We start from the raw sequence: 19,564 nt of genomic DNA on the forward strand, positions 1-19,564 counted from the left end.
AGATGAACCTAGGTTGGGGTCCATGAACCGCCTCCGCGCCGTACCGGGACGCCTTCGCGTCGTACTGGGCTTCCCCTTCGGGCGGCGAGCCCTGGCGGTCCTCCTCTACGCACTGATCGCCTTCCCGCTCGCCCTGACCGGCTTCGTCCTCACGCTCGTGGGTCTGCTGGTCGGCGGCGCGCTGTCCGTGACCACCCTCGGGCTGTGGCTGATCGCCGTCACCGTGCGCGGGGCACTCGCCCTCGGCAAGCTCCAACGCGCTCTGGCGCGAGGGCTGTTGGGGATGGGCATCGAAGAACCCGAGCGCCGCCCCGGCACCGGGGCACTCGGCTGGCGGCGGTCGTTGCTGGCCGACCGGAGCGGCTGGCGCGCCGTCGCCTGCGCGCTGGCCACCCCCTTCACCGCCGTCTTCGGCTACGTCGCCGTGGTCGTCGGCTACGTCTGGGGCGTCCTGCTCACCCTCCACCCCGTCCTCGAACACTGGAACTACGACACCCGGCGGGCGGCCGACGGCACGGAGCGCCGGGTGTCGCTGGAGTTCTTCGGATTCCAGGTCGACACCTGGCCGCGCTGGATCGTCCCGGTGGCCCTCGGACTGCTGCTCCTCGCGAGCGCCGCCTGGCTGCTGCGCCAGGCGCTCGCCCCGCACCGGTCCTGGATCGCCACGCTGCTCGGCCCCGACCCCGCCGACCGGCGGATCCGCACCCTGGAGGAGACCCGCGCCCAGGCCGTCGACGACGCCGCCGCGACCTTGCGCCGCATCGAACGCGACCTGCACGACGGCACGCAGGCCCGGCTCGTGGGCCTGGCGATGCACCTCACCATGATCAGGGAGCTGATCGGAGCCGGCGCCCCCGCCGACCGGCTGCTCGCCGTCGTCGACACCGCGCAGGGCAACGCCCGGCAGGCGATCGCCGACCTGCGCCATCTCGTCAAGGGCATCCATCCGCCCGTACTGGACCAGGGTCTGGACACGGCACTGGCCACCCTCGCCGCCGACAGCGCGCTGCCCGTCGAGGTGAGCGCCGCCATCGAGACGCGGCCGGTTCCGGCACTGGAGTCGATCGCCTACTTCTGCGCCGCCGAACTCCTCGCCAACGCCACCAAGCACGGCATGGCCACGCGGGCGAGCGTCACGGTCACGGCCCGGGACGGATTCCTGCGGCTGAGCGTGCGCGACGACGGCCGCGGGGGAGCGGTGATCGGCGCGGGCTCGGGCCTGACCGGTCTGCTGGCCCGGGTGCGGACCGTCGACGGCACGCTGGCCTGCGACAGCCCGCCGGGAGGGCCTACGGTGGTCACCGTCGAACTGCCCTGCTGACCCCGGTGGACAGGAGCCCCATGCGCGTCGTCATCGCCGAGGACTCGGCCCTGCTGCGGGACGGCCTGGCCCAGCTCCTCCAGTTGCGCGGCGTCGAGGTCGCGGCGGCCGTGGGCGACGCGGAGTCCCTGCTGGCCCGGGTCGCCGAGCACCGGCCGGACGTGGCCGTCGTCGACATCCGGCTGCCGCCGACCCAGACCGACGAGGGCATCCGGGCGGCCGTGCGGCTGCGCGCGGAGCACCCCGGCACCGGGGTGCTGGTCTTCTCGCAGTACGTGGAGACGACGTACGCCAGTCAACTGCTCGGCAATCCGGCCGGGTTCGGGTATCTCCTCAAGGAACGCGTCGTCGACATCGGTGAGTTCGTCGACGCCATGGAGCGGGTCGCCTCGGGCGGTACGGCCCTCGACCCCGAGGTCGTCTCCCAGTTGTTCGGCGCGAGCCGCCGGGCCCGTGCCCTCGACGCCCTCACACCGCGCGAGCGCGAGGTCCTCGCCCTGATGGCCGAGGGCCGTACCAACCACGCGATCGCCGCCGCGCTCACCGTCTCGGAGCGCGCCGTCGAGAAGCACATCGCCAACATCTTCCTGAAGCTCGACCTGCCCCCGTCGGACACCGGCCACCGGCGGGTCCTCGCGGTCCTGCGGTATCTGGACTCGGTGAACTGACCCGGCGGAACCGACGCGGCGAACCTCTGGAATCGCTCAAGCCTTCCGGGGTCCGTGCAGCGCGCACGCATCCGTCCCATAGGGTCGCGATCATGCCCGACATATCGCTGACCATGATGCTTGTGCTCTGTGCCGCCGCCCTGGCGGCCGGCTGGATCGACGCGGTGGTCGGCGGCGGAGGGCTGCTCCTGCTGCCCGCCATGCTGCTCGGGCTGCCCGCCGGCACCCCGGCGGCGTACGCGCTCGGCACGAACAAGGCGGTCGCGATCGTCGGCACCACGGGCGCCGCCGTGACGTACGCGCGCAAGGCACCCGTGGACGTGCGCCTGGCGGTACGGATCGGCCTCGCGGCCCTCGCCGGTTCGACGGCGGGCGCGTTCGTCGCGGCCGGGATGAGCACCGCCGTGCTCAAGCCGGTCGTCATGGTCGTCCTGCTCGCCGTCGGCACCTTCGTGATCCTGCGGCCCGCCTTCGGCACGGCGCCGCCGACCACTCCGGTCAGCGCGCGCCGCGTCCTCGCCGCGATCGGTCTCGCGGGCCTCGGTATCGGCTTCTACGACGGGCTCATCGGCCCCGGCACGGGCACGTTCCTCGTGCTCGCGCTCACCGCGCTGCTCCACCTCGACCTGGTGACCGCCTCCGCCACCGCCAAGATCGTCAACTGCTGCACCAACGCGGGCGCCCTCGCGACCTTCGCGTGGAAGGGCACGGTGTTCTGGGAACTGGCCGCCCTGATGGCCGTGTTCAACCTGGCGGGCGGCATGGTCGGGGCGCGGACCGCGCTCAAGCAGGGCAGCGGCTTCGTCCGGGCGGTCCTGCTGACGGTGGTGTTCGCGCTCGTGGCGAACCTGGCGTACCAGCAGTGGCTCGCCTGAACCCGGGGCGCCCGAGCCGGTGCTGTCCGCCCTCGGCCGTGCTCCGGCCCGTTCCGGACAGGCCCTAGTGACTGGTGCCCGTCAGGTGGGCGAAGACGACCACGTTCCCCTGGTAGCCCGTCGTCCGCGAGTAGCCGCCGCCGCAGGTGATGACCCGCAGCTCGGGCCGGTTCGCGGCGCCGTACACCTTCGCGTCGGGGAAGGAACGGGAGTCGTACACCGCCACGGCGTCGACGGTGAAGACGGCCGTCCTGCCGTCGAGCCGGTCCACCTCGACCGTGCTGCCCTTGCGGAGCGAGCCCAAGTCGTAGAAGACGGCGGGACCCTCCGCGTTGTCGACGTGCCCCGCCACGATCGCGGTGCCGCGTTCACCGGGGCTGGTCCCCGCCTCGTACCAGCCGGCCAGGTTCTTCTTCTCCGCGGGCGGCACGTCCAGGCTGCCCTGCGGGGTGAGGCCGAGGCCGATCAGCGGGGCGTCCACGCCGATGGCGGGGATGCGGATGCGGTCCGCCGGGGAGTGCGGCATCGAGGGGGCCGCGGACCGCGCCGGTTTCCCGGAGGCCGCCGCCTGCGCCGCGGACGGCTGGGGCGGCGGGTGCGCCTCGGTGCCGCGGCTCAGCAGCCAGGCACCCGAGCAGAGGGCGCCGACCGTGACCGACGCTATGACGGCATTGCTGACCCGGCGCACGCGAGCCTCCTCACGGGGGTTCCCTTCCGGAGCGGGTCCGGCCGGCGCCCGCGACGCGGCCGGGGGTGTGCTGACAGTGCCGGTCCCTTCCCCCTCCGGGCCGCGAGGGGCGTCGGGCCACGGAGGGGGAGGGACGGCGGTACCGGCGGACGGACAGCGGAGGGTGTCCGTCAGATCCCGTCGCCTCTCGCCCGGCGATGCAGGAGCCAGGTACCGCCCGCGGCGGCGACGGCCAGCGCCGCCACTCCCGCCGCGGTCTGTACGGGGTCGGGGCCCAGCGCGCCGCCGACACCCGTGTCCACATGCCCGCGCGGCCGGACCTGCTCGCGCGCGGCTTCCAGCGTCACCAGGAGGTCGCCGGTGACGCGCCGGCCGTGGGAGCACGTCGCGACGATCTCGTACGTCCCCGGCTGCGCGCTCGGCGGAACCTGGAACTGGCCGATCGCGTCGTGCTCGTGCGCGCTGGCGGCGAGCGTGAAGGTACCGCCGCCCACCGCGTCGGCGTCCCCGCTCGCGGTGCCGTCCGAGCCGCACGCGGCCGTGTTGACGGTGACGTCGGCGCCCGGGACGACGCTGGAGGGGAACACCTCCAGACTTCCGGTGTCCCCGCCGTACACGGGCGCGGCGGCGAGCCCCGCGACGGCGACGGCGAGCGCGGTACCGGTCAGCAGACGGGCCGTACGTCGCATCGTGCCAGCTCCTCCGAGGGGGTGCGGCCCGCGGCACCCTCAAGTGCCGCAGCGTCGGTCGCACCCCTGCCCTTCCGAGGTAAGTGGCACATGACCGAGGCCGCTCTCTGATGATGTGTCAGAAATGATGTGAACGGGTGTCAGGCGGGCGGCCGGAAGGGGGAGGGGGGTCCGGCATTCCGGCAGGTCACCGGTCTGTGCCCGGTGTACCGCGCACGGGAATCGGAAGGGGGCGGGGCGCGGGTGTGAATGGGTGACCGGGTGCGCCCGCCCGTCCGCTCGTCCGCCCGTCGGTCCGTCCGTCTTGCCCGGCGGTCGGGTGCTCGGGTGCTCGGGTGGAGAGTGCGTGACCGGTCGCGGCCGTCGACTCGGAGGTGTGCCGGAATGTGCGGCGCGTCACACCACGGCGTCCGGGAGGCGCGATGATTCCCGGGCGGGCCGCCGGTCTTCATCGGTGTGGTCCGGACGTGTGCCGCGGTCGGGCGCGACACGGCCGCGAACGCGTGACGTGGTCGAGACAGCGACGAGGAGCGAGTCCCATGCGCATCGTGATCAGTGAGTTCATCAGCCTGGACGGCGTCGTGCAGGCGCCGGGCGGTCCCGAGGAGGACACCGACGGAGGCTTCGCGCACGGCGGCTGGTCCCACCCGTACTTCGACCCGGAGGTCGTGGGCGGCGCGTTCGCGGCCGGGCTCTCCGGTGCCGAGGGGCTGCTGTTCGGGCGCCGCACCTGGCAGACGATGGCAGGGGCGTGGCCCGAGCGCTCGGGCGACCCGTTCGCCGACCGTATGAACTCCCTGCCCAAGTACGTGGTCTCGGGCACCCTCGGCGAGGCGGAGGTGGCGGCCTGGGACAACACCACGCTCATCCCGGCCGACGAGGCGGTCGCCCGGATCCGTGAGCTGCGCGCGGCCGACGGCGGCGACCTCGCGATGATGGGCAGCCCCACCCTCGTCCGCACCCTGCTGGCGGAGGGCCTGGTCGACGAGCTCCAGCTCATCCGGATGCCGGTGATCCTCGGCGGCGGAAAGACGATCTTCCCCGAGGGCGGGATGAAACGCGCGCTCGAACACGTTTCCACCGTCACCGCGAAGACGGGTGCGGAGGTGAGCGTGTACCGGCCGGTGCGGGAGGACTAGGACCCGCCGGAGACGGACATGCTCATGGCGAGCCGTGGGCAGGCGAACCTGACGGCGCCTGCCCACGGCGACCGGGAACTCCCCGTGGCCGGAGAGGCCGGAAGGCGTCGGGCGCGGGGTCAGCCCACGGAGACCGCCGACCAGGCCGCGGCCACGGCGGCGTACTCGGCGCTGCCCGCCCCGTAGAGGTCCTTGGCCGCGTTCAGCGTGGCGGTGCGCGCTCCCGCGTACTTCGTGGACGAGGTCATGTAGACCGTCAGCGCGCGGTACCAGATCCTGCCGACCTTGTCGTGGCCGATGCCGGTGACGGTGGCCCCGTTGCACGTGGGGGAGTCGTAGGCGACGCCGCCCACGGTCTTCGCCCCGCTGCCCTCCGAGAGCAGATAGGCGAAGTGGTTGGCGACGCCGGACGAGTAGTGGACGTCGAGGTTGCCGACCGAACTGCTCCAGCAGTCGGCCGAGTTGCCGTCCTTGGAGGGCTTGTCCATGAAGCGGAGGGCGGGTTTGCCGAAGCCCGGGCGGACGATCTTCTCGCCGATCAGATAGTCCCCGGGGTCCGAGGCGTTGCCCGCGTACCACTCCACCATGGTCCCGAAGATGTCCGAGGTCGCCTCGTTCAGACCGCCGGACTCGCCGGAGTACGTCAGCGCGGCCGTCTTCGAGGTCACCCCGTGCGACATCTCGTGCCCGGCGACGTCCAGCGCGACCAGCGGTCCGAACGTCGAGCCGTCACCGTCGCCGTACGTCATGCAGAAGCAACTGTCGTCCCAGAAGGCGTTGTTGTAGTTCTTGCCGTAGTGGACGCGGTTGTACGAGCCCTTGCCGTCGCCCGCGATGCCGTTGCGGCCGTGGACGTTCTTGTAGTAGTCCCAGGTCGCGTCGGTACCGTACTGCGCGTCCACCGCCGCGGAGGAGCGGTCTGAGGCCGTGCCCGTGCCCCAGTGGTTGTCGGCGTCGGTGAAGAGCGTCGCGGGCGCACGGCTGATGCAGATCCCGAAGATGCACAGGTCCGTCTTGTTCGCCGCGTCGCCCGTGTACGTGTTCCCGCGCGTCGGATCCTTGAGCTGGTACGCCGATCCGGACGCGGTCGTCTCCAGCGGAACCGTGCCGCCGTAGAGGGAGTTGCCGTCGCCCGTCGCCGTCTCGACGCTGTCCCACGCGTCGATCCGCGCGCCGGTGCGGGCGTCGGTCAGGACCGTGCGCGCGACCGGGTTGCCGAGCCCGTCCTGGCCCACCGCGTCGGTGCGCCAGGCGAGCCGCGGAGTGCCGTGCAGGGCGTCGACGACCAGTCGCGGCTTGGCCGTGACCTTCTTCAGCGTCTCGCCGGGGTTGGCGGCGCGCAGCGCGTTCACCGCGAGGGCGGCCGCCTTCGCGCCGGAGAGCTCCGGGGTGACGCCGGCCAGCGAGATCGCCTTCGGTGTCGCGCGGTCGGCCCCGCGGTACGAACCGTCCCGTGTCAGGTGGACCACGAAGTCGCCGCCGAGCACGGGGAGTTCGCGGTAGGTCCGGTCGTAGCGCACGTGCTGGGTGCCGTCCTTGTCGACGACGACGTCCCGGACGGTGGTGTCCTGGGCCGAGGTGAGACCCAGGTTCGCGGCGTGGGCCGCGAGCACCGAGGCCGCGTTCTCGATCGCGGTCGCCCGGGTCGGCGCGCTGTCGGCGTTCGCGGCCGGGGCGAGCGCGGCGGCCAGCAGGGTGGCCGTGGTCACGGCGGCGCCTGCGGTGGCGAGAGAGGAACCGCGGATGTGCCGTATTCGACTCATCGGTCTCCTTGGGGAGGTGCCTCGGGGGAGGCGCGTGGGGGAGGGCGTGGGGGAGAGGGCCTGTGGGGAGGCACGGAAATCCGCTCCGATTTAAAGGTGCATGACATGTCATGTCCATAGAGGCGACCGGGTGCGTGCGGGATGCGGCGAGAATCGTTTCCGTACCCTCACGAATGGAGGCACTCATGGAACTGCCGGCCTGCCTGGCCGTCCTGACCACGACGGACGCGGCGGAGAAGGCGGAAGCGCTGGCCCGGGGCGCGGTGGCGGCGCGGGTCGCGGCCTGTGCCCAGATCTCGGGGCCGGTCACATCCGTCTACCGCTGGCAGGGCGCCGTGGAGACGGCCGCCGAGTGGAGGGTCCAGTTCAAGACGACCGCCGCGCGTTACCCGGCGCTGGAGGAGTACCTCCTGGGCGCCCACGACTACGACACACCCGAGATCATCGCCACCCCGGTCGTGGCGGGAAGCCCGGACTACCTGCGCTGGCTGGAGGAGGAGACGGCCCCTTGAACCCCGTCGACCCCTTCGGCGCGGGGTCGCCGCCGGGCGAAGGGGAGCTGCCCTTCTTCGTCTACGGCACCCTGCGGCCCGGCGAACACAACCACGACCTGTTCCTGCGTGGCCGCACCCGCTCCGAGGAGCCCGGACGGATGTGCGGGCTCGTGCTGTACGCCGGGCCCGGATACCCGTACGCCGTCGACGAGCCCGGTGGCGCGGTGCGCGGCGAGATCGTGACCGCGCGGCCCGGGGCGTACGAGGAACTCCTCGCGGAGCTGGACGAGTTGGAGGAGTACGTGCCGGGCGACGCGACCAGCCTGTACGAGCGGGTCGCCCGGGACGCCGTGCGCGCGGACGGCGTCACGGTCGTGCGGACGTGGGTGTACGTCGCGGCGCCCGCGGTGGCGGCCCGTCTGCGCTCGGGCGGCGAGCTGATCGAGGACGGCGACTGGCGCGGTCAGCGGGCGTCCTGACCCTCCGGCCCGGACCGCCCGGCGGGTCCGGGACCTTCCGTCGAGCCGGAGCCCGACTTCCGGGCGGGTCCGGGTGCGTCCGTCGACCCCGAGCCGGGGTGCGCGCCCGGCTCGGGGGCCTTCGTCGAGCAGGAACTGAGTCCGATGCCCAGGGCGGCGCCGACGGCCGCCCCGCTGAGCGCGAGGACACGTCGTCGGGTCAAGTCGCGGTCGGCCATGGCCGCACCCTAGGGGCGGAAACGGTCCCACCTCCGGGGGCGCACGGAACGGCCACCCGCACGGGTGCACACCGGGCGCGGCGAGGGCCGGGGCGGGTGTCCGCCCCGGCCGCGGCGGGGACGACGGCGTGTCCACCCCGGCCGTGGCGGGGACGACGGCGAGTTCACCCCGGGCGCGGCAAGGATCGCGATACGCCCGCCCCGAGACGAGGGGAACCGCGGTGCCCCCGCCCCGGGCACGACGGGGAACCGAGGTGCGCCCGCCTCGGGCACGACGGGGAACCGAGGTGCGCCCGCCCCGGGCACGACGGGGAACCATGGCGCGCCCGGTGGGAACCGGGGCGCCCCCGTGCCGGGTGAGGCGTCAGGCCTCGGGTGCCGTCTCCACCCGTACCGCGCACGCCTTGAACTCCGGCATCCGGGAGACCGGGTCCAGCGCCGGGTTGGTGAGCGTGTTGGCGCGGCCCTCCCCGGGCCAGTGGAAGGGCATGAACACGGTGTCGGGGCGGATGGCGGTCGTGAGCCGGGCCGGCGCCACGGCCCGGCCGCGCCGCGACACCACCGTCACGGCGTCCCCGTCCGCCGCGCCGAGCCGTTCCGCCAGCCGCGGATGCATCTCCACGAACGGGCCGGGCGCGGCGGCGTTCAGTTCGTCGACGCGCCGTGTCTGCGCCCCCGACTGGTACTGGGCCACCACCCGTCCGGTGGTCAGCAGCACCGGGTACTCGTCGTCCGGCTCCTCGGCGACGGGCCGGTGCGACACGGGAACGAACCGCGCCCGGCCGTCCTCGGTGGCGAACCGGTCGAGGAAGAGGCGGGGCGTGCCCGGATGGACCCCACCACCGGAGCCGGCGCCGCCGTCCATGGGGTCGCCCACCAAGGGGCCGGCGGCCACCCGATCCGGGTGCGGGAGCGCCGGATCCGCGTCCGGGCGGGTGCCCTCGGGGCCCGCCCCGCCCTGTCCGGGACCCCGGGCCGGGGCCGTCGGCCCGCCCCGGCCCGGCGCGGTCTCCGGGGCCACCGGGCCCGCGTCCGGGGTCTCCTCGGCACGGCCGGGGGCCTCCTGGGCCGGGCAGGGCCAGAACACCCCGTTCTCCTTCGCCAGTCGGTGGTAGGTGATCCCCGAGTAGTCCGCCGGGCCCCCCGCGCTCGCCCGGCGCAGTTCCTCGAAGACCTCCTCCGGGTCGGTCGGGAAACCCTTCTCCACGCCGAGGAGCGCGGCGAGTTCGTGCAGCACCTCGAGGTCGCTGCGGACCCCCTCGGGAGGGCTGAGCGCGCGCCGGCGCAGCAGCACGCGGCCCTCCAGACTCGTCGTCGTGCCCGTCTCCTCCGCCCACTGGGCGACCGGCAGGACGACGTCCGCGAGCGCGGCGGTCTCGGAGAGGACGACATCGGCGACCGCGAGGAAGTCCAGCGACTTCAGGCGTCCCTCGATGTGCGCCGCGCGGGGCGCGGACACCACCGGGTTCGACCCCATCAGCAGCAGGGAGCGGATGTCCGTCCCCATCGCGTCAAGGAGTTCGTACGCGCTGCGCCCGGGTCCGGGCAGGGTGGCGGGGTCGATGCCCCACACCTCGGCCACGTGCCGCCGCGCCGCCGGGTCGGTGAGCTTGCGGTAGCCGGGCAACTGGTCGGCCTTCTGGCCGTGTTCGCGCCCGCCCTGCCCGTTGCCCTGTCCGGTGAGACAGCCGTATCCGGACAACGGCCGCCCCGAACGCCCGGTGGCCAGACAGAGGTTGATCCACGCGCTCACGGTGTCGGTGCCCTTGGACTGCTGCTCGGGCCCGCGCGCGGTCAGGACCATGGCGTTCTCGGGCTCGCAGAACATCCGCACGGCGGCGCGGAGTTCGGGAACGGACACCCCCGTGATCCGTTCCACGTACTCCGGCCAGTGCGCCATCGCCGCGGCCCGCGCCTCCTCCCAGCCGCTCGTACGGTCCCGGATGTACTCCGCGTCCGTACGCCCCTCGGCGACGACCAGGTGCAGCATCCCGAGCGCGAGCGCCAGATCCGTCCCCGGACGCGGTGCCAGGTGCAGGTCCGCCTGCTCGGCCGTGCGGGTGCGGCGCGGGTCGACGACGATCAGGGTGCCGCCGTTCTCCCTCAGCTCGGTGACGAACCGCAGCGCGGGCGGCATCGTCTCGGCGAGATTGGAGCCGACGAGGACCACACAGCCGGTCCGCGGGACGTCCTCCAGCGGAAAGGGCAGCCCCCGGTCGAGACCGAAGGCCCTGACACCGGCCGCCGCCGCGGACGACATGCAGAAGCGTCCGTTGTAGTCGATCTGCGAGGTACCGAGGACGACACGGGCGAACTTCCCGAGCGTGTAGGCCTTCTCGTTCGTCAGTCCGCCTCCGCCGAACACCCCGCAGGCGTCCGGCCCGTGGTCCGCGCGTGCACGGGCGAGCCCCTCGGCGGTCCGGGACAGGGCCTCGTCCCAGCCCGCGGGCCGCAGGACGCCTCCGGTGCGGACGAGGGGCGAGGTGAGCCGCACCCGGGACGACAGCAGCGCGGGCGCCGTCCGCCCCTTGCCGCACAGCGCGCCCCGGTTGACCGGGAAGTCCGCGCGCTCGGTCACCGCGACGCCGCCGCCCGGAGCGGGCGTCAGGTTCATCCCGCACTGCAGGGCGCAGTACGGGCAGTGGGTGGGCGTCACGGGGGCCGTCATGGCCCCAGCCTGCGGCGGGCGTGTTACACGCCGGGGAGGCGGGCGTTACGCCACCGGGGCGGACATCTCCCGCCCACGCCGGGCCCGCGGTGAGATCTCCCGGAGGGGACCTCCTCGGCTAGCGGGCCGCCGCCAGGGCCCGGCTCACCCCGTGCTCCTTCGGGCCGAGGAAATGCGGGTCCGGCTCGAACACCGCGTCCAGCGCGGCCTTGCCCGCCGCGAAGATCTCCCGGGTGTTGCCGTAGTACCAGGTGACGTCGTGCTTCGCGGCCACGCCGATTCCGTACGAGCGCACGCCCGCCGTCCGGCACAGGGCGAGAGCGCGGCGGATGTGGAAGTCCTGGCTGATCAGGACGGCCTCGTGCACGCCGAAGATCTTCCGGGCGCGGACGCAGGAGTCCCAGGTGTCGAAGCCGGCGTAGTCGCTGACGATCCGCCGGGCGGGCACCCCGTGCGCGGTGAGGTAGGCGCGCATCGCGTCCGGCTCGTCGTAGTCCTCGCGGCTGTTGTCGCCGGTGACCAGGACCACCTCGATCCGGCCGGCCCGGTACAGCTTCGCCGCGGCGTCCAGGCGGTGGGCGAGATACGGGGACGGCTCGCCGTCCCACAGCCCCGCGCCGAAGACGATCGCGACCTCGGTGCGCGGGGCGTCCGCCGTCGTCCGCAGCCGGTCGCCCGTCGACACGTGCAGCCAGGTCGCCGGGAGCAGCGCAAGCACGCACAGCACCATCAGCGTCTGCACGGCCCGCCGTTGGGCGCGGCGCGTGCGCGGCAGCGACGGCAGACGGAGCCGTCGCGGTCCGCGCGGGCTCGGACGCTTCAGACGCGGCATGGTCGATGTCCCCCAGAGATCGTCACACGGACGAAGACGCATCGTAGGGCCGTCCGGTTCACCCCGACGCGCCGACCTCCGGCCGGCGGGCAGGAGAGAGCCGCAGGTGAGGGCCCCTCACACCGTGCCTCCACCGGTCCGTGAACCACTGGAAAACACCCGTGACGCCCACGCAACGGCCCGGCAACCTGCCGCCGTCAGGATCGACCCATGACGGCCTCGAACCCCGCTCGCGACGCGTTCCCCCACCGCTTCGGCGGCCCGCCGCCCCGCGGCGCCCACGTCGAAGGCCCCATCGAAGGTCTCGGCACCGCGGCGCAGCTCATGAACCGGATCGCCGGCCAGCTCGGCAGCCGGCTCGCCCTCGTCGCGCCCGACGGCACCCGCCGTCCGGAACCGCCCGCCCTCGTTCTGGTCGCCCACGGCAGCCGCGACCCGCGCGCGCTCGCCACCGTGCGGACCCTGATCGAACGTGTCCGTGAGCTGCGCCCGCACCTGGACGTGCACCTCGGACACATCGAGCTGAACGAGCCCCTCCTCGCCGACACGCTCGCCTCCCTCGCCGGCCGGCAGGACACGGTCCTCGTGCCGCTGCTGCTCGGCCGCGGCTACCACGTCCGGCGCGACATCCCCGAGACCGCCGCCGCCGTCCCCGGCCTGCACGCCCGTGTCGCCGGCCCGCTCGGCCCCCACCCGCTGCTCGTGGAAACCCTCTACGCCCGCCTGATCGAGGCCGGATGGCGCACCCGGATGAGCGACGCGGGCCGCCGCGCGAGCGCCGTCGTCCTCGCCTCCGCCGGGTCCCGTGCCCCGGACTCGGCCGCCGACACCCGCCGCACCGCCCAGATGCTCGCCGAACGCCTCGGCGTCCCGGTCGTCCCGGCGTACGCCTCCGCCGCCGCGCCCACCGTCACCGCCGCGGTGCGCTCGCTGGCCGCCCGGGGCCGCCACCGGATCGCCGTCGCCTCGTACTTCACCGCCCCCGGCCGCTTCGCCACGCAGGTCGCCGAGGAGGCCCCCTGGATCTGCGCCGAACCGCTGGGCGACCACCCGGCGATGGCCCGCCTCGTCCTGCACCGCTACGACCAGGCCGTGGCCGCCCCCGAGTCCGCCCCCGAGCGCACCCTGATCCCGGCCTGAACCCGGCGCGTCTCCCCGCGCCCGGCACCGTGCCGCCCCCGCCCCCGCCCCGATTGTCACCGCCTGCGTCTACTGTCGGTGCATGGAAGGCATGGCACCGAGGACCGAAGACACCGCACCGCAGGCACACGAGAACCACACGGCCCACGAGAACCACACGCCACACGGGAACCACACGGCCCATGACGTGTACGACCCGTCCGCCGTCGAGCGCTGGGCCGCCGAGCCCGACAAACGGCCGGGCCGCACCGCCTTCCAACGCGACCGCGCCCGCGTGCTGCACTCCGCGGCCCTGCGCCGCCTCGCGGGCAAGACACAGGTCGTCACCCCCGGCACCCTTCCCCAGGTGCTCGGCGCGGCCGGGTCCGGCGGCGCGCCCATCCAGGTGTGGGACGCCAGTCCGCGCACCCGGCTGACCCACTCCCTGGAGTGCGCCCAGGTGGGCCGAGAGCTGGGCGCCGCCCTCGGCTGCGACCCGGACCTGGTCGAGGCGGCCTGCCTCTCGCACGACCTGGGCCACCCGCCCTTCGGGCACAACGGCGAGCAGGCGCTGAACGAATTCGCCGAGGACTGCGGCGGGTTCGAGGGCAACGCCCAGTCGCTGCGCCTGCTCACCCGGATCGAGCCGAAGCGCTTCGTGCGCAGCGACATGGTGACCCCGGCCTCCGCCGCCGCGGGCGACGACCTCGTCAGCGTCGGCCTCAACCTCACCCGCGCCGCCCTCGACGCCGCCACCAAGTACCCGTGGCCGAGAGGCGCCCGTCCCGACGATCCGAAGTCGCCGAAATTCGGGGTCTACGAGGACGACCGCCCGGTGTTCGACTGGATCCGCCAGGGCGCCCCCGGCACGCGGACCTGCTTCGAGGCCCAGGTGATGGACTGGGCCGACGACGTGGCGTATTCGGTGCACGACGTCGAGGACGGCCTGCACGCGGGCCACATCGACCCCGCCAGCCTGCACGCCGGACCCGAACGCGACGCGGTCTTCGCCGTGGCCGTGGGGCGGTACGTGCCCGAGGACACCGATCCGGCCGAGCTGGCCGAGGCCCTCGACCGGCTCCTCGGCCAGGAGTGGTGGCCGCACGGCTACGACGGATCGGCCGTCGCGCAGGCCCGCCTGAAGGACGCCACCAGCCAGCTCATCGGCCGTTTCTGCCTGGCCGCGGAGGGCGCCACCCGCGCGCGGTACGGCAGCGGACGCCTCACCCGGTACGCGGCGGAACTGGTCGTGCCGCGCGCCGCCAGGCTGGAGTGCGCCGTCCTCAAGGCGGTCGCCGACCGGTACGTGATGCAGCGCGCCGAACAGGAGCGGCTCCGCGCCGACCAGCGGATCGTCGTCGCCGAACTGGCCGAGGCGCTCACCGCCCGCGCACCCGAGATCCTGGATCCGCAGTTCCGGGCGCTGTTCGACCAGGCGGCCGACGACCGTGCCCGCAAGCGCGTGATCGTGGACCAGATCGCATCTCTCACCGACGCCTCGGCGCGTTCCCTGCACCTCGGACTCACCACGCGTTCCCATGGGGGCGGACAAGTGTGACCCTGCGTGGCCTGATCGGGCCACTACCCCTTCCCGCATCACGCTCCGTGCGGGAGGCTCGCATATGGCGACATCCTTACGAGGAGGCATCAAGTGGTCGACGCGGATCAGACATTCGTCATCGTCGGAGGAGGCCTGGCAGGAGCCAAGGCGGCCGAGACGCTCCGAGCGGAGGGCTTCACCGGCCGCGTGATACTGATCTGCGACGAACGCGACCACCCCTACGAACGGCCGCCGCTCTCCAAGGGCTACCTCCTCGGCAAGGAGGGGCGCGACAGCGTCTTCGTGCACGAACCCGCGTGGTACGCGCAGAACGACGTCGAGCTGCACCTCGGTCAGACCGTGGACAGGATCGACCGCGCGGCCAAGACCGTCCGCTTCGGTGACGACGGCACCCTTGTCCACTACGACAAGCTGCTCATCGTGACCGGCGCCGAGCCGCGCCGCCTCGACGTCCCGGGCACCGACCTCGCCGGCGTGCACCACCTGCGCCGCCTCGCCCACGCCGAGCGCCTCAAGGGCGTCCTCACCGCGCTGGGCCGGGACAACGGCCACCTCGTCATCGCCGGAGCCGGCTGGATCGGCCTGGAGGTCGCCGCCGCGGCCCGCGAGTACGGCGCGGAGGTCACCGTCGTCGAACCCGCGCCGACCCCGCTGCACAACGTGCTCGGCCCCGAACTGGGCGAGATCTTCGCCGAACTGCACCGCGAGCACGGGGTGCGCTTCCACTTCGGCGCCCAGCTCACGGAGATCGTCGGCCAGGACGGCATGGTGCTGGCCGCCCGCACCGACGACGGCGAGGAGCACCCCGCCCACGACGTCCTCGCGGCCATCGGCGCCGCCCCCCGCACCGGCCTCGCCGAGGCCGCCGGCCTCACCATGGCCGACCGGGCGGACGGCGGCGGCATCGCGGTCGACGAGCAGCTCCGCACCTCCGACCCCGACGTGTACGCCGCCGGCGACGTCGCCTCCTTCCACCACGGTCTCTTCGACACCCGGCTGCGCGTGGAGCACTGGGCGAACGCCCTCAACGGCGGACCGGCCGCCGCCCGCTCGATGCTGGGCCGCGGGGCGGCGTACGACCGGGTGCCCTACTTCTTCTCCGACCAGTACGACCTGGGCCTGGAGTACTCGGGCTGGGCGCCCCCGGGGACGTACGACCAGGTGGTGATCCGCGGCGACGCCGCCAAGCGGGAGTTCATCGCCTTCTGGGTGAAGGACGGCAGGCTCCTGGCCGGGATGAACGTGAACGTGTGGGATGTCACGGACCCGATCCAGCGGCTGATCCGCTCCCGGGCCCAGGTGGACACCGAGGCGCTCGCCGACCCGCACGTCCCGTTGGAGAGCCTGGCCCCCTGACCGTCTCGCGGGAGCCGCTCGGGCCGGCTCCCGCACCGTCCGCCGTGCCGGGATTTCCGGGGTGTGCCCCCGGACCCGGGGCGGTGGGGGTCCACCTGCCCCGGGAGTGTCGGTGCGGCCCCGTAGAATCACCTCGTGGCAGGCAGGATCAATGACGAGGACGTGAAGGCGGTTCGGGACGCGGTCCCGATCGACGCCGTGGTGTCCGAGTATCTCCAGCTTCGCAACGCGGGCGGCGGAAACCTCAAGGGCCTCTGCCCCTTCCACGACGAGAAGTCACCCTCCTTCCAGGTCAGCCCCAGCAAGGGCCTCTTCCACTGCTTCGGCTGCCAGGAGGGCGGCGACACCATCACGTTCGTGATGAAGGTCGACCACCTCACCTTCTCCGAGTCGGTCGAGCGCCTCGCCGCCCAGGCCGGCATCACCCTGCGCTACGAGGAGGGCGGGTACAACCCCGCCCACCAGCGCGGCGAGCGCATCCGTCTGGTCGAGGCGCACAAGGCGGCGGCCCGCTTCTACACCGAGCAGCTCGACACCAGCCCCGAGGCCGACACGGGCCGCGCCTTCCTCGCCGACCGCGGCTTCGACCAGGCCGCCGCCGCCCACTTCGGCGTCGGCTACAGCCCCCAGGGCTGGGACCACCTCACCCGCCATCTGCGCGGCAAGGGCTTCACCGACAAGGAACTCGTCCTCTCCGGCCTCGCCCAGGAGGGCCGCCGCGGCCCCATCGACCGCTTCCGCGGCCGCCTCATGTGGCCCATCCGCGACATCGGCGGCGAGGTCGTCGGCTTCGGCGCCCGCAAGCTCTACGAGTCCGACAACGGCCCGAAGTACCTGAACACGCCCGACACCGCGATCTACCGGAAGTCCCAGGTCCTGTACGGCATCGACCTCGCCAAGAAGGACATCGCCAAGAGCAGCCGGGCGGTCGTCGTCGAGGGCTACACCGACGTCATGGCCTGCCACCTGGCCGGGATCACCACGGCCATCGCGACCTGCGGCACGGCGTTCGGCGGCGACCACATCAAGATCCTCCGCCGGCTGCTGATGGACAACGGCTCGGCCCGGGTGATCTTCACCTTCGACGGCGACGCGGCCGGCCAGAAGGCCGCCCTGCGCGCCTTCGAGGACGACCAGAAGTTCGCCGCCGAGACCTACATCGCCATCGCGCCCGACGGCATGGACCCCTGCGAACTGCGTCTGGCCAAGGGGGACGAAGCCGTCGCCGACCTGGTCGAACCCCGCACCCCGCTCTTCGAGTTCGCGCTGCGCCAGATCGTCCTGCGCTACGACCTGGAGACCCCGGCGGGACGCGCGGCCGCGCTCGACGAGGCCGCCCCGGTCGTCGCCCGCATCAAGAACAGCGGTGCCCAGCACGAGGTCGCCGTGCAGCTCGCCGGCATGCTCGGCATCCTCGACACCCAGTTCGTCGTCAAGAGGGTCGCCCAGCTGGCCCGTTGGGCCCGCGACCGCGGCGGCATGGGCCCCGCGCCGGCCACCGGCCGCCCCCAGCAGACCTACGCCGCCGCCCAGGGACCCACCGGCGGCGGCCCCGCCCTCACCCTGCGCAACCCCGTCTTCGCCACCGAGCGCGAACTGCTCAAACTCGCCCTCCAGCGGCCGGAGTTGGTCGCCCCGGCGTTCGACGCCTACGGCATGGACGAGTTCACCGCACCGCCGTACGCCGCCGTGCGCCAGGCCGTCATGGACGCGGGCGGCACGGAGTACGGCGTCGAGGACCCCCAGGAGTTCCTGATCCGGGTCCGCGACGCCGCCCCGGACGACGCCGTGCGCGCGATGGTCACCGAGCTGGCCGTCGAGGCGATCCTGCGCAAGACCGTCGACGAGACGTACGCGGGCGACCAGCTCGTCATGGTCCGCCGCCGCGCCGTCGACCGCCGCATCCGGGACGTCCAGGGCTCCCTGTCCCGCCTCAGCGCGGGCGGCGACCCCGCCCAGCTCGCCGCCGTGCAGAACGAGCTGTGGGTGCTCCAGCAGTACGGCCAGGCACTGCGCGAGCGGGGCGCCGAAGCCCTCTGAGGCGCGGCGACGGTCCTTCCGGTGCCTGTTCCGGGAGGGGCCCCGCGCAGCCGCCGGGGCGCGACGGGCGGTGGAAGCGGCCCGGCACATGCCAATCCCGCGACCGGATCCGCAGGTTTCGTCTCCGCTGAGCTGCGCACTCGTCCGGAGCGGTAACCAGGCGGTCACGGACCGGACGCAAAAAGTCACCGCACGCCCCTCGTGGCGGCGATGTGTCGTACTCCACACTGGGTTCCGGTGCCTGAGTCCTCGGAGCGCGGCCGACCCGCACGCGACGGGTTCCCCATCCCCGCGGTTCCGCCAAACGACTGTGGGATGGACCGCGGCGAGACCGTCGACCCCATCCCCGACACACCGCTGCCGCACGACTCAGCAGCGACATTCCTGGAGGTCGCCCCCGTGCAGACCCAGACCCTCGCCCAGACCGACAACACCACCGACACGGACGCGGATCCCGGCGTCGTCGGGGCGGTCCCCGCGCAGCGGCGTGCCGCGCACCACCCCGAGGGCGGGCCGGAGAGCCCTCCCGAGAACCTCGAAGAGGCTCCCGGGGCGGAGGTCGAGGTGGAAGTGGAGACCGAGGCCCCCGAACCGGTGGAGCCGGCCCGGGCCCGCGCCGCCGACACCGGTGGCCCCTCGTCCGACCTGTTCCGCCAGTATCTGCGCGAGATCGGGCGGATCCCGCTGCTCACGGCGGCCGAGGAGGTCGACCTCGCCCGCCGGGTCGAGGCCGGGCTGTTCGCCGAGGAGAAGCTCCGGCTCACGCCCGACCTGGACAGCCAGCTCGCCATGGACCTGGACAAGATCGTCGTCATGGGCCGGATGGCGAAGCGCCGGCTCATCGAGGCGAACCTGCGGCTCGTCGTCTCCGTGGCCAAGCGGTACGTGGGCCGCGGTCTGACCATGCTCGACCTGGTCCAGGAGGGCAACCTCGGCCTGATCCGGGCCGTCGAGAAGTTCGACTACGCCCGCGGCTACAAGTTCTCCACCTACGCCACCTGGTGGATCCGGCAGGCCATGTCGCGCGCGCTCGCCGACCAGGCACGCACCATCCGCGTCCCCGTGCACGTGGTCGAGCTGATCAACCGGGTGGTCCGCGTCCAGCGGCGGATGCTCCAGGAGCGCGGCTACGAGCCCACGCCCGAAGAGGTCGCGGCGCAGCTCGACCTGACCGGCGAGCGGGTGAGCGAGGTCCTGCGGCTGGCCCAGGAGCCGGTGTCGCTGCACGCCCCCGTGGGCGAGGAGGACGACGTGGCCCTCGGTGACCTCATCGAGGACGGCGACGCGACGTCTCCGGTGGAGTCCGCAGCGTTCCTGCTGCTCCGGCAGCATCTGGAGGCGGTGCTGTCCACGCTCGGGGAGCGGGAGCGGAAGGTGGTCCAGCTTCGGTACGGGCTCGCGGACGGGCGTCCGCGGACCCTGGAGGAGATCGGGCGCATCTTCGGCGTCACGCGTGAGCGCATCCGGCAGATCGAGTCCAAGACGCTCAACAAGCTGCGGGACCATGCCTTCGCCGACCAGCTCCGGGGTTATCTGGACTGAGGGGTCCGCTGTGGACAACGGCCTCTTTCGCCCCCTCCGCCCCTTCCCTTCCCGTACCCGGAGGCTCCGCCCCCGGACCCCCGCTCCTCGAACGCCGGAGGGGCTGAATTCT

17 protein-coding genes are annotated in these 19,564 nt (G+C 73.4%); 11 read left to right on the forward strand and 6 right to left on the reverse strand.

Annotated elements, in window-relative coordinates; genetic code table 11:
• Window positions 1-22 precede the first annotated feature (22 nt).
• The 3 genes from ACIQ7M_RS10300 to ACIQ7M_RS10310 all read left to right on the forward strand — a co-directional run bounded on the left by ACIQ7M_RS10300 (window position 23) and on the right by ACIQ7M_RS10310 (window position 2,864).
• Window positions 23-1,321: a sensor histidine kinase gene (locus ACIQ7M_RS10300; protein WP_403642005.1), complete on the forward strand. Its 1,299-nt coding sequence runs from the start codon at window positions 23-25 to the stop codon at window positions 1,319-1,321.
• Between the two features lie 20 nt (window positions 1,322-1,341).
• Window positions 1,342-1,989 (forward strand): response regulator transcription factor, encoded by a 648-nt coding sequence (locus ACIQ7M_RS10305; RefSeq protein WP_386977576.1) that lies wholly within the window; start codon window positions 1,342-1,344, stop codon window positions 1,987-1,989.
• A 92-nt stretch (window positions 1,990-2,081) separates the two neighbouring features.
• Window positions 2,082-2,864: a sulfite exporter TauE/SafE family protein gene (locus tag ACIQ7M_RS10310; RefSeq protein ID WP_403642009.1), complete on the forward strand. Its 783-nt coding sequence runs from the start codon at window positions 2,082-2,084 to the stop codon at window positions 2,862-2,864.
• 64 nt (window positions 2,865-2,928) lie between these two features.
• Here ACIQ7M_RS10310 and ACIQ7M_RS10315 read toward each other — a convergent pair whose 3' ends face one another.
• Window positions 2,929-3,552 (reverse strand): class F sortase, encoded by a 624-nt coding sequence (locus ACIQ7M_RS10315; RefSeq protein ID WP_403642012.1) that lies wholly within the window; start codon window positions 3,550-3,552, stop codon window positions 2,929-2,931.
• Window positions 3,553-3,722: 170 nt separating this feature from the next.
• Window positions 3,723-4,241, reverse strand: a complete 519-nt coding sequence (locus ACIQ7M_RS10320) for a hypothetical protein (protein WP_355769067.1) — start codon at window positions 4,239-4,241, stop codon at window positions 3,723-3,725.
• Between the two features lie 539 nt (window positions 4,242-4,780).
• Between ACIQ7M_RS10320 and ACIQ7M_RS10325 the strand changes: the two genes are divergently transcribed.
• Entirely contained in the window at window positions 4,781-5,380 is a 600-nt protein-coding gene (locus ACIQ7M_RS10325) for a dihydrofolate reductase family protein (RefSeq protein ID WP_403642015.1), read from the forward strand.
• 119 nt (window positions 5,381-5,499) lie between these two features.
• Here ACIQ7M_RS10325 and ACIQ7M_RS10330 read toward each other — a convergent pair whose 3' ends face one another.
• Window positions 5,500-7,143 carry a M4 family metallopeptidase gene (locus ACIQ7M_RS10330; protein WP_403642018.1) on the reverse strand — a complete coding sequence of 548 codons (1,644 nt, stop codon included), beginning with the start codon at window positions 7,141-7,143 and terminating at the stop codon, window positions 5,500-5,502.
• A gap of 185 nt (window positions 7,144-7,328) precedes the next feature.
• On the opposite strand from ACIQ7M_RS10330, the gene cutA reads away from it, so the two are divergent.
• Together cutA and ACIQ7M_RS10340 are read left to right on the forward strand one after the other, a co-directional pair.
• Window positions 7,329-7,655 (forward strand): divalent-cation tolerance protein CutA, encoded by a 327-nt coding sequence (cutA, locus tag ACIQ7M_RS10335; protein ID WP_355764984.1) that lies wholly within the window; start codon window positions 7,329-7,331, stop codon window positions 7,653-7,655.
• Window positions 7,652-8,116 carry a gamma-glutamylcyclotransferase gene (locus ACIQ7M_RS10340; RefSeq protein WP_403642022.1) on the forward strand — a complete coding sequence of 155 codons (465 nt, stop codon included), beginning with the start codon at window positions 7,652-7,654 and terminating at the stop codon, window positions 8,114-8,116. Before cutA ends, ACIQ7M_RS10340 begins: the two co-directional genes overlap by 4 nt.
• Here the strand turns inward: ACIQ7M_RS10340 and ACIQ7M_RS10345 are convergent.
• From ACIQ7M_RS10345 to ACIQ7M_RS10355, 3 genes are all read right to left on the reverse strand, one after another.
• On the reverse strand, window positions 8,101-8,334 hold the full coding sequence (locus tag ACIQ7M_RS10345; protein ID WP_355764990.1) for a twin-arginine translocation signal domain-containing protein: 234 nt from the start codon (window positions 8,332-8,334) through the stop codon (window positions 8,101-8,103). The genes ACIQ7M_RS10340 and ACIQ7M_RS10345 overlap by 16 nt on opposite strands.
• Before the next feature lie 364 nt (window positions 8,335-8,698).
• On the reverse strand, window positions 8,699-11,002 hold the full coding sequence (locus tag ACIQ7M_RS10350) for a molybdopterin oxidoreductase family protein (RefSeq protein ID WP_403642026.1): 2,304 nt from the start codon (window positions 11,000-11,002) through the stop codon (window positions 8,699-8,701).
• Window positions 11,003-11,120: 118 nt separating this feature from the next.
• Window positions 11,121-11,834 (reverse strand): vancomycin high temperature exclusion protein, encoded by a 714-nt coding sequence (locus ACIQ7M_RS10355; RefSeq protein WP_403642029.1) that lies wholly within the window; start codon window positions 11,832-11,834, stop codon window positions 11,121-11,123.
• Window positions 11,835-12,044: 210 nt separating this feature from the next.
• Between ACIQ7M_RS10355 and ACIQ7M_RS10360 the strand changes: the two genes are divergently transcribed.
• The 5 genes from ACIQ7M_RS10360 (at window position 12,045) to ACIQ7M_RS10380 (ending at window position 19,452) form a co-directional block, all read left to right on the forward strand.
• The gene (locus ACIQ7M_RS10360) at window positions 12,045-12,974 is read left to right on the forward strand and encodes a sirohydrochlorin chelatase (RefSeq protein ID WP_403642032.1); all 930 of its coding nucleotides are present in this window, start codon (window positions 12,045-12,047) and stop codon (window positions 12,972-12,974) included.
• An 82-nt stretch (window positions 12,975-13,056) separates the two neighbouring features.
• Complete coding sequence (locus ACIQ7M_RS10365) at window positions 13,057-14,511, forward strand: deoxyguanosinetriphosphate triphosphohydrolase (RefSeq protein WP_403642035.1); 1,455 nt, start codon at window positions 13,057-13,059, stop codon at window positions 14,509-14,511.
• 93 nt (window positions 14,512-14,604) lie between these two features.
• Entirely contained in the window at window positions 14,605-15,870 is a 1,266-nt protein-coding gene (locus tag ACIQ7M_RS10370) for an FAD-dependent oxidoreductase (RefSeq protein ID WP_355765001.1), read from the forward strand.
• A 135-nt stretch (window positions 15,871-16,005) separates the two neighbouring features.
• On the forward strand, window positions 16,006-17,910 hold the full coding sequence (gene dnaG / locus ACIQ7M_RS10375) for a DNA primase (RefSeq protein WP_355765003.1): 1,905 nt from the start codon (window positions 16,006-16,008) through the stop codon (window positions 17,908-17,910).
• Window positions 17,911-18,147: 237 nt separating this feature from the next.
• Window positions 18,148-19,452 carry an RNA polymerase sigma factor gene (locus ACIQ7M_RS10380; RefSeq protein ID WP_403642038.1) on the forward strand — a complete coding sequence of 435 codons (1,305 nt, stop codon included), beginning with the start codon at window positions 18,148-18,150 and terminating at the stop codon, window positions 19,450-19,452.
• The last annotated feature ends 112 nt before the right edge of the window (window positions 19,453-19,564 follow it).

Source organism: Streptomyces sp. NPDC096324 (genome assembly GCF_044763015.1).
In the GTDB taxonomy this organism is placed as follows: Bacteria; Actinomycetota; Actinomycetes; order Streptomycetales; family Streptomycetaceae; genus Streptomyces.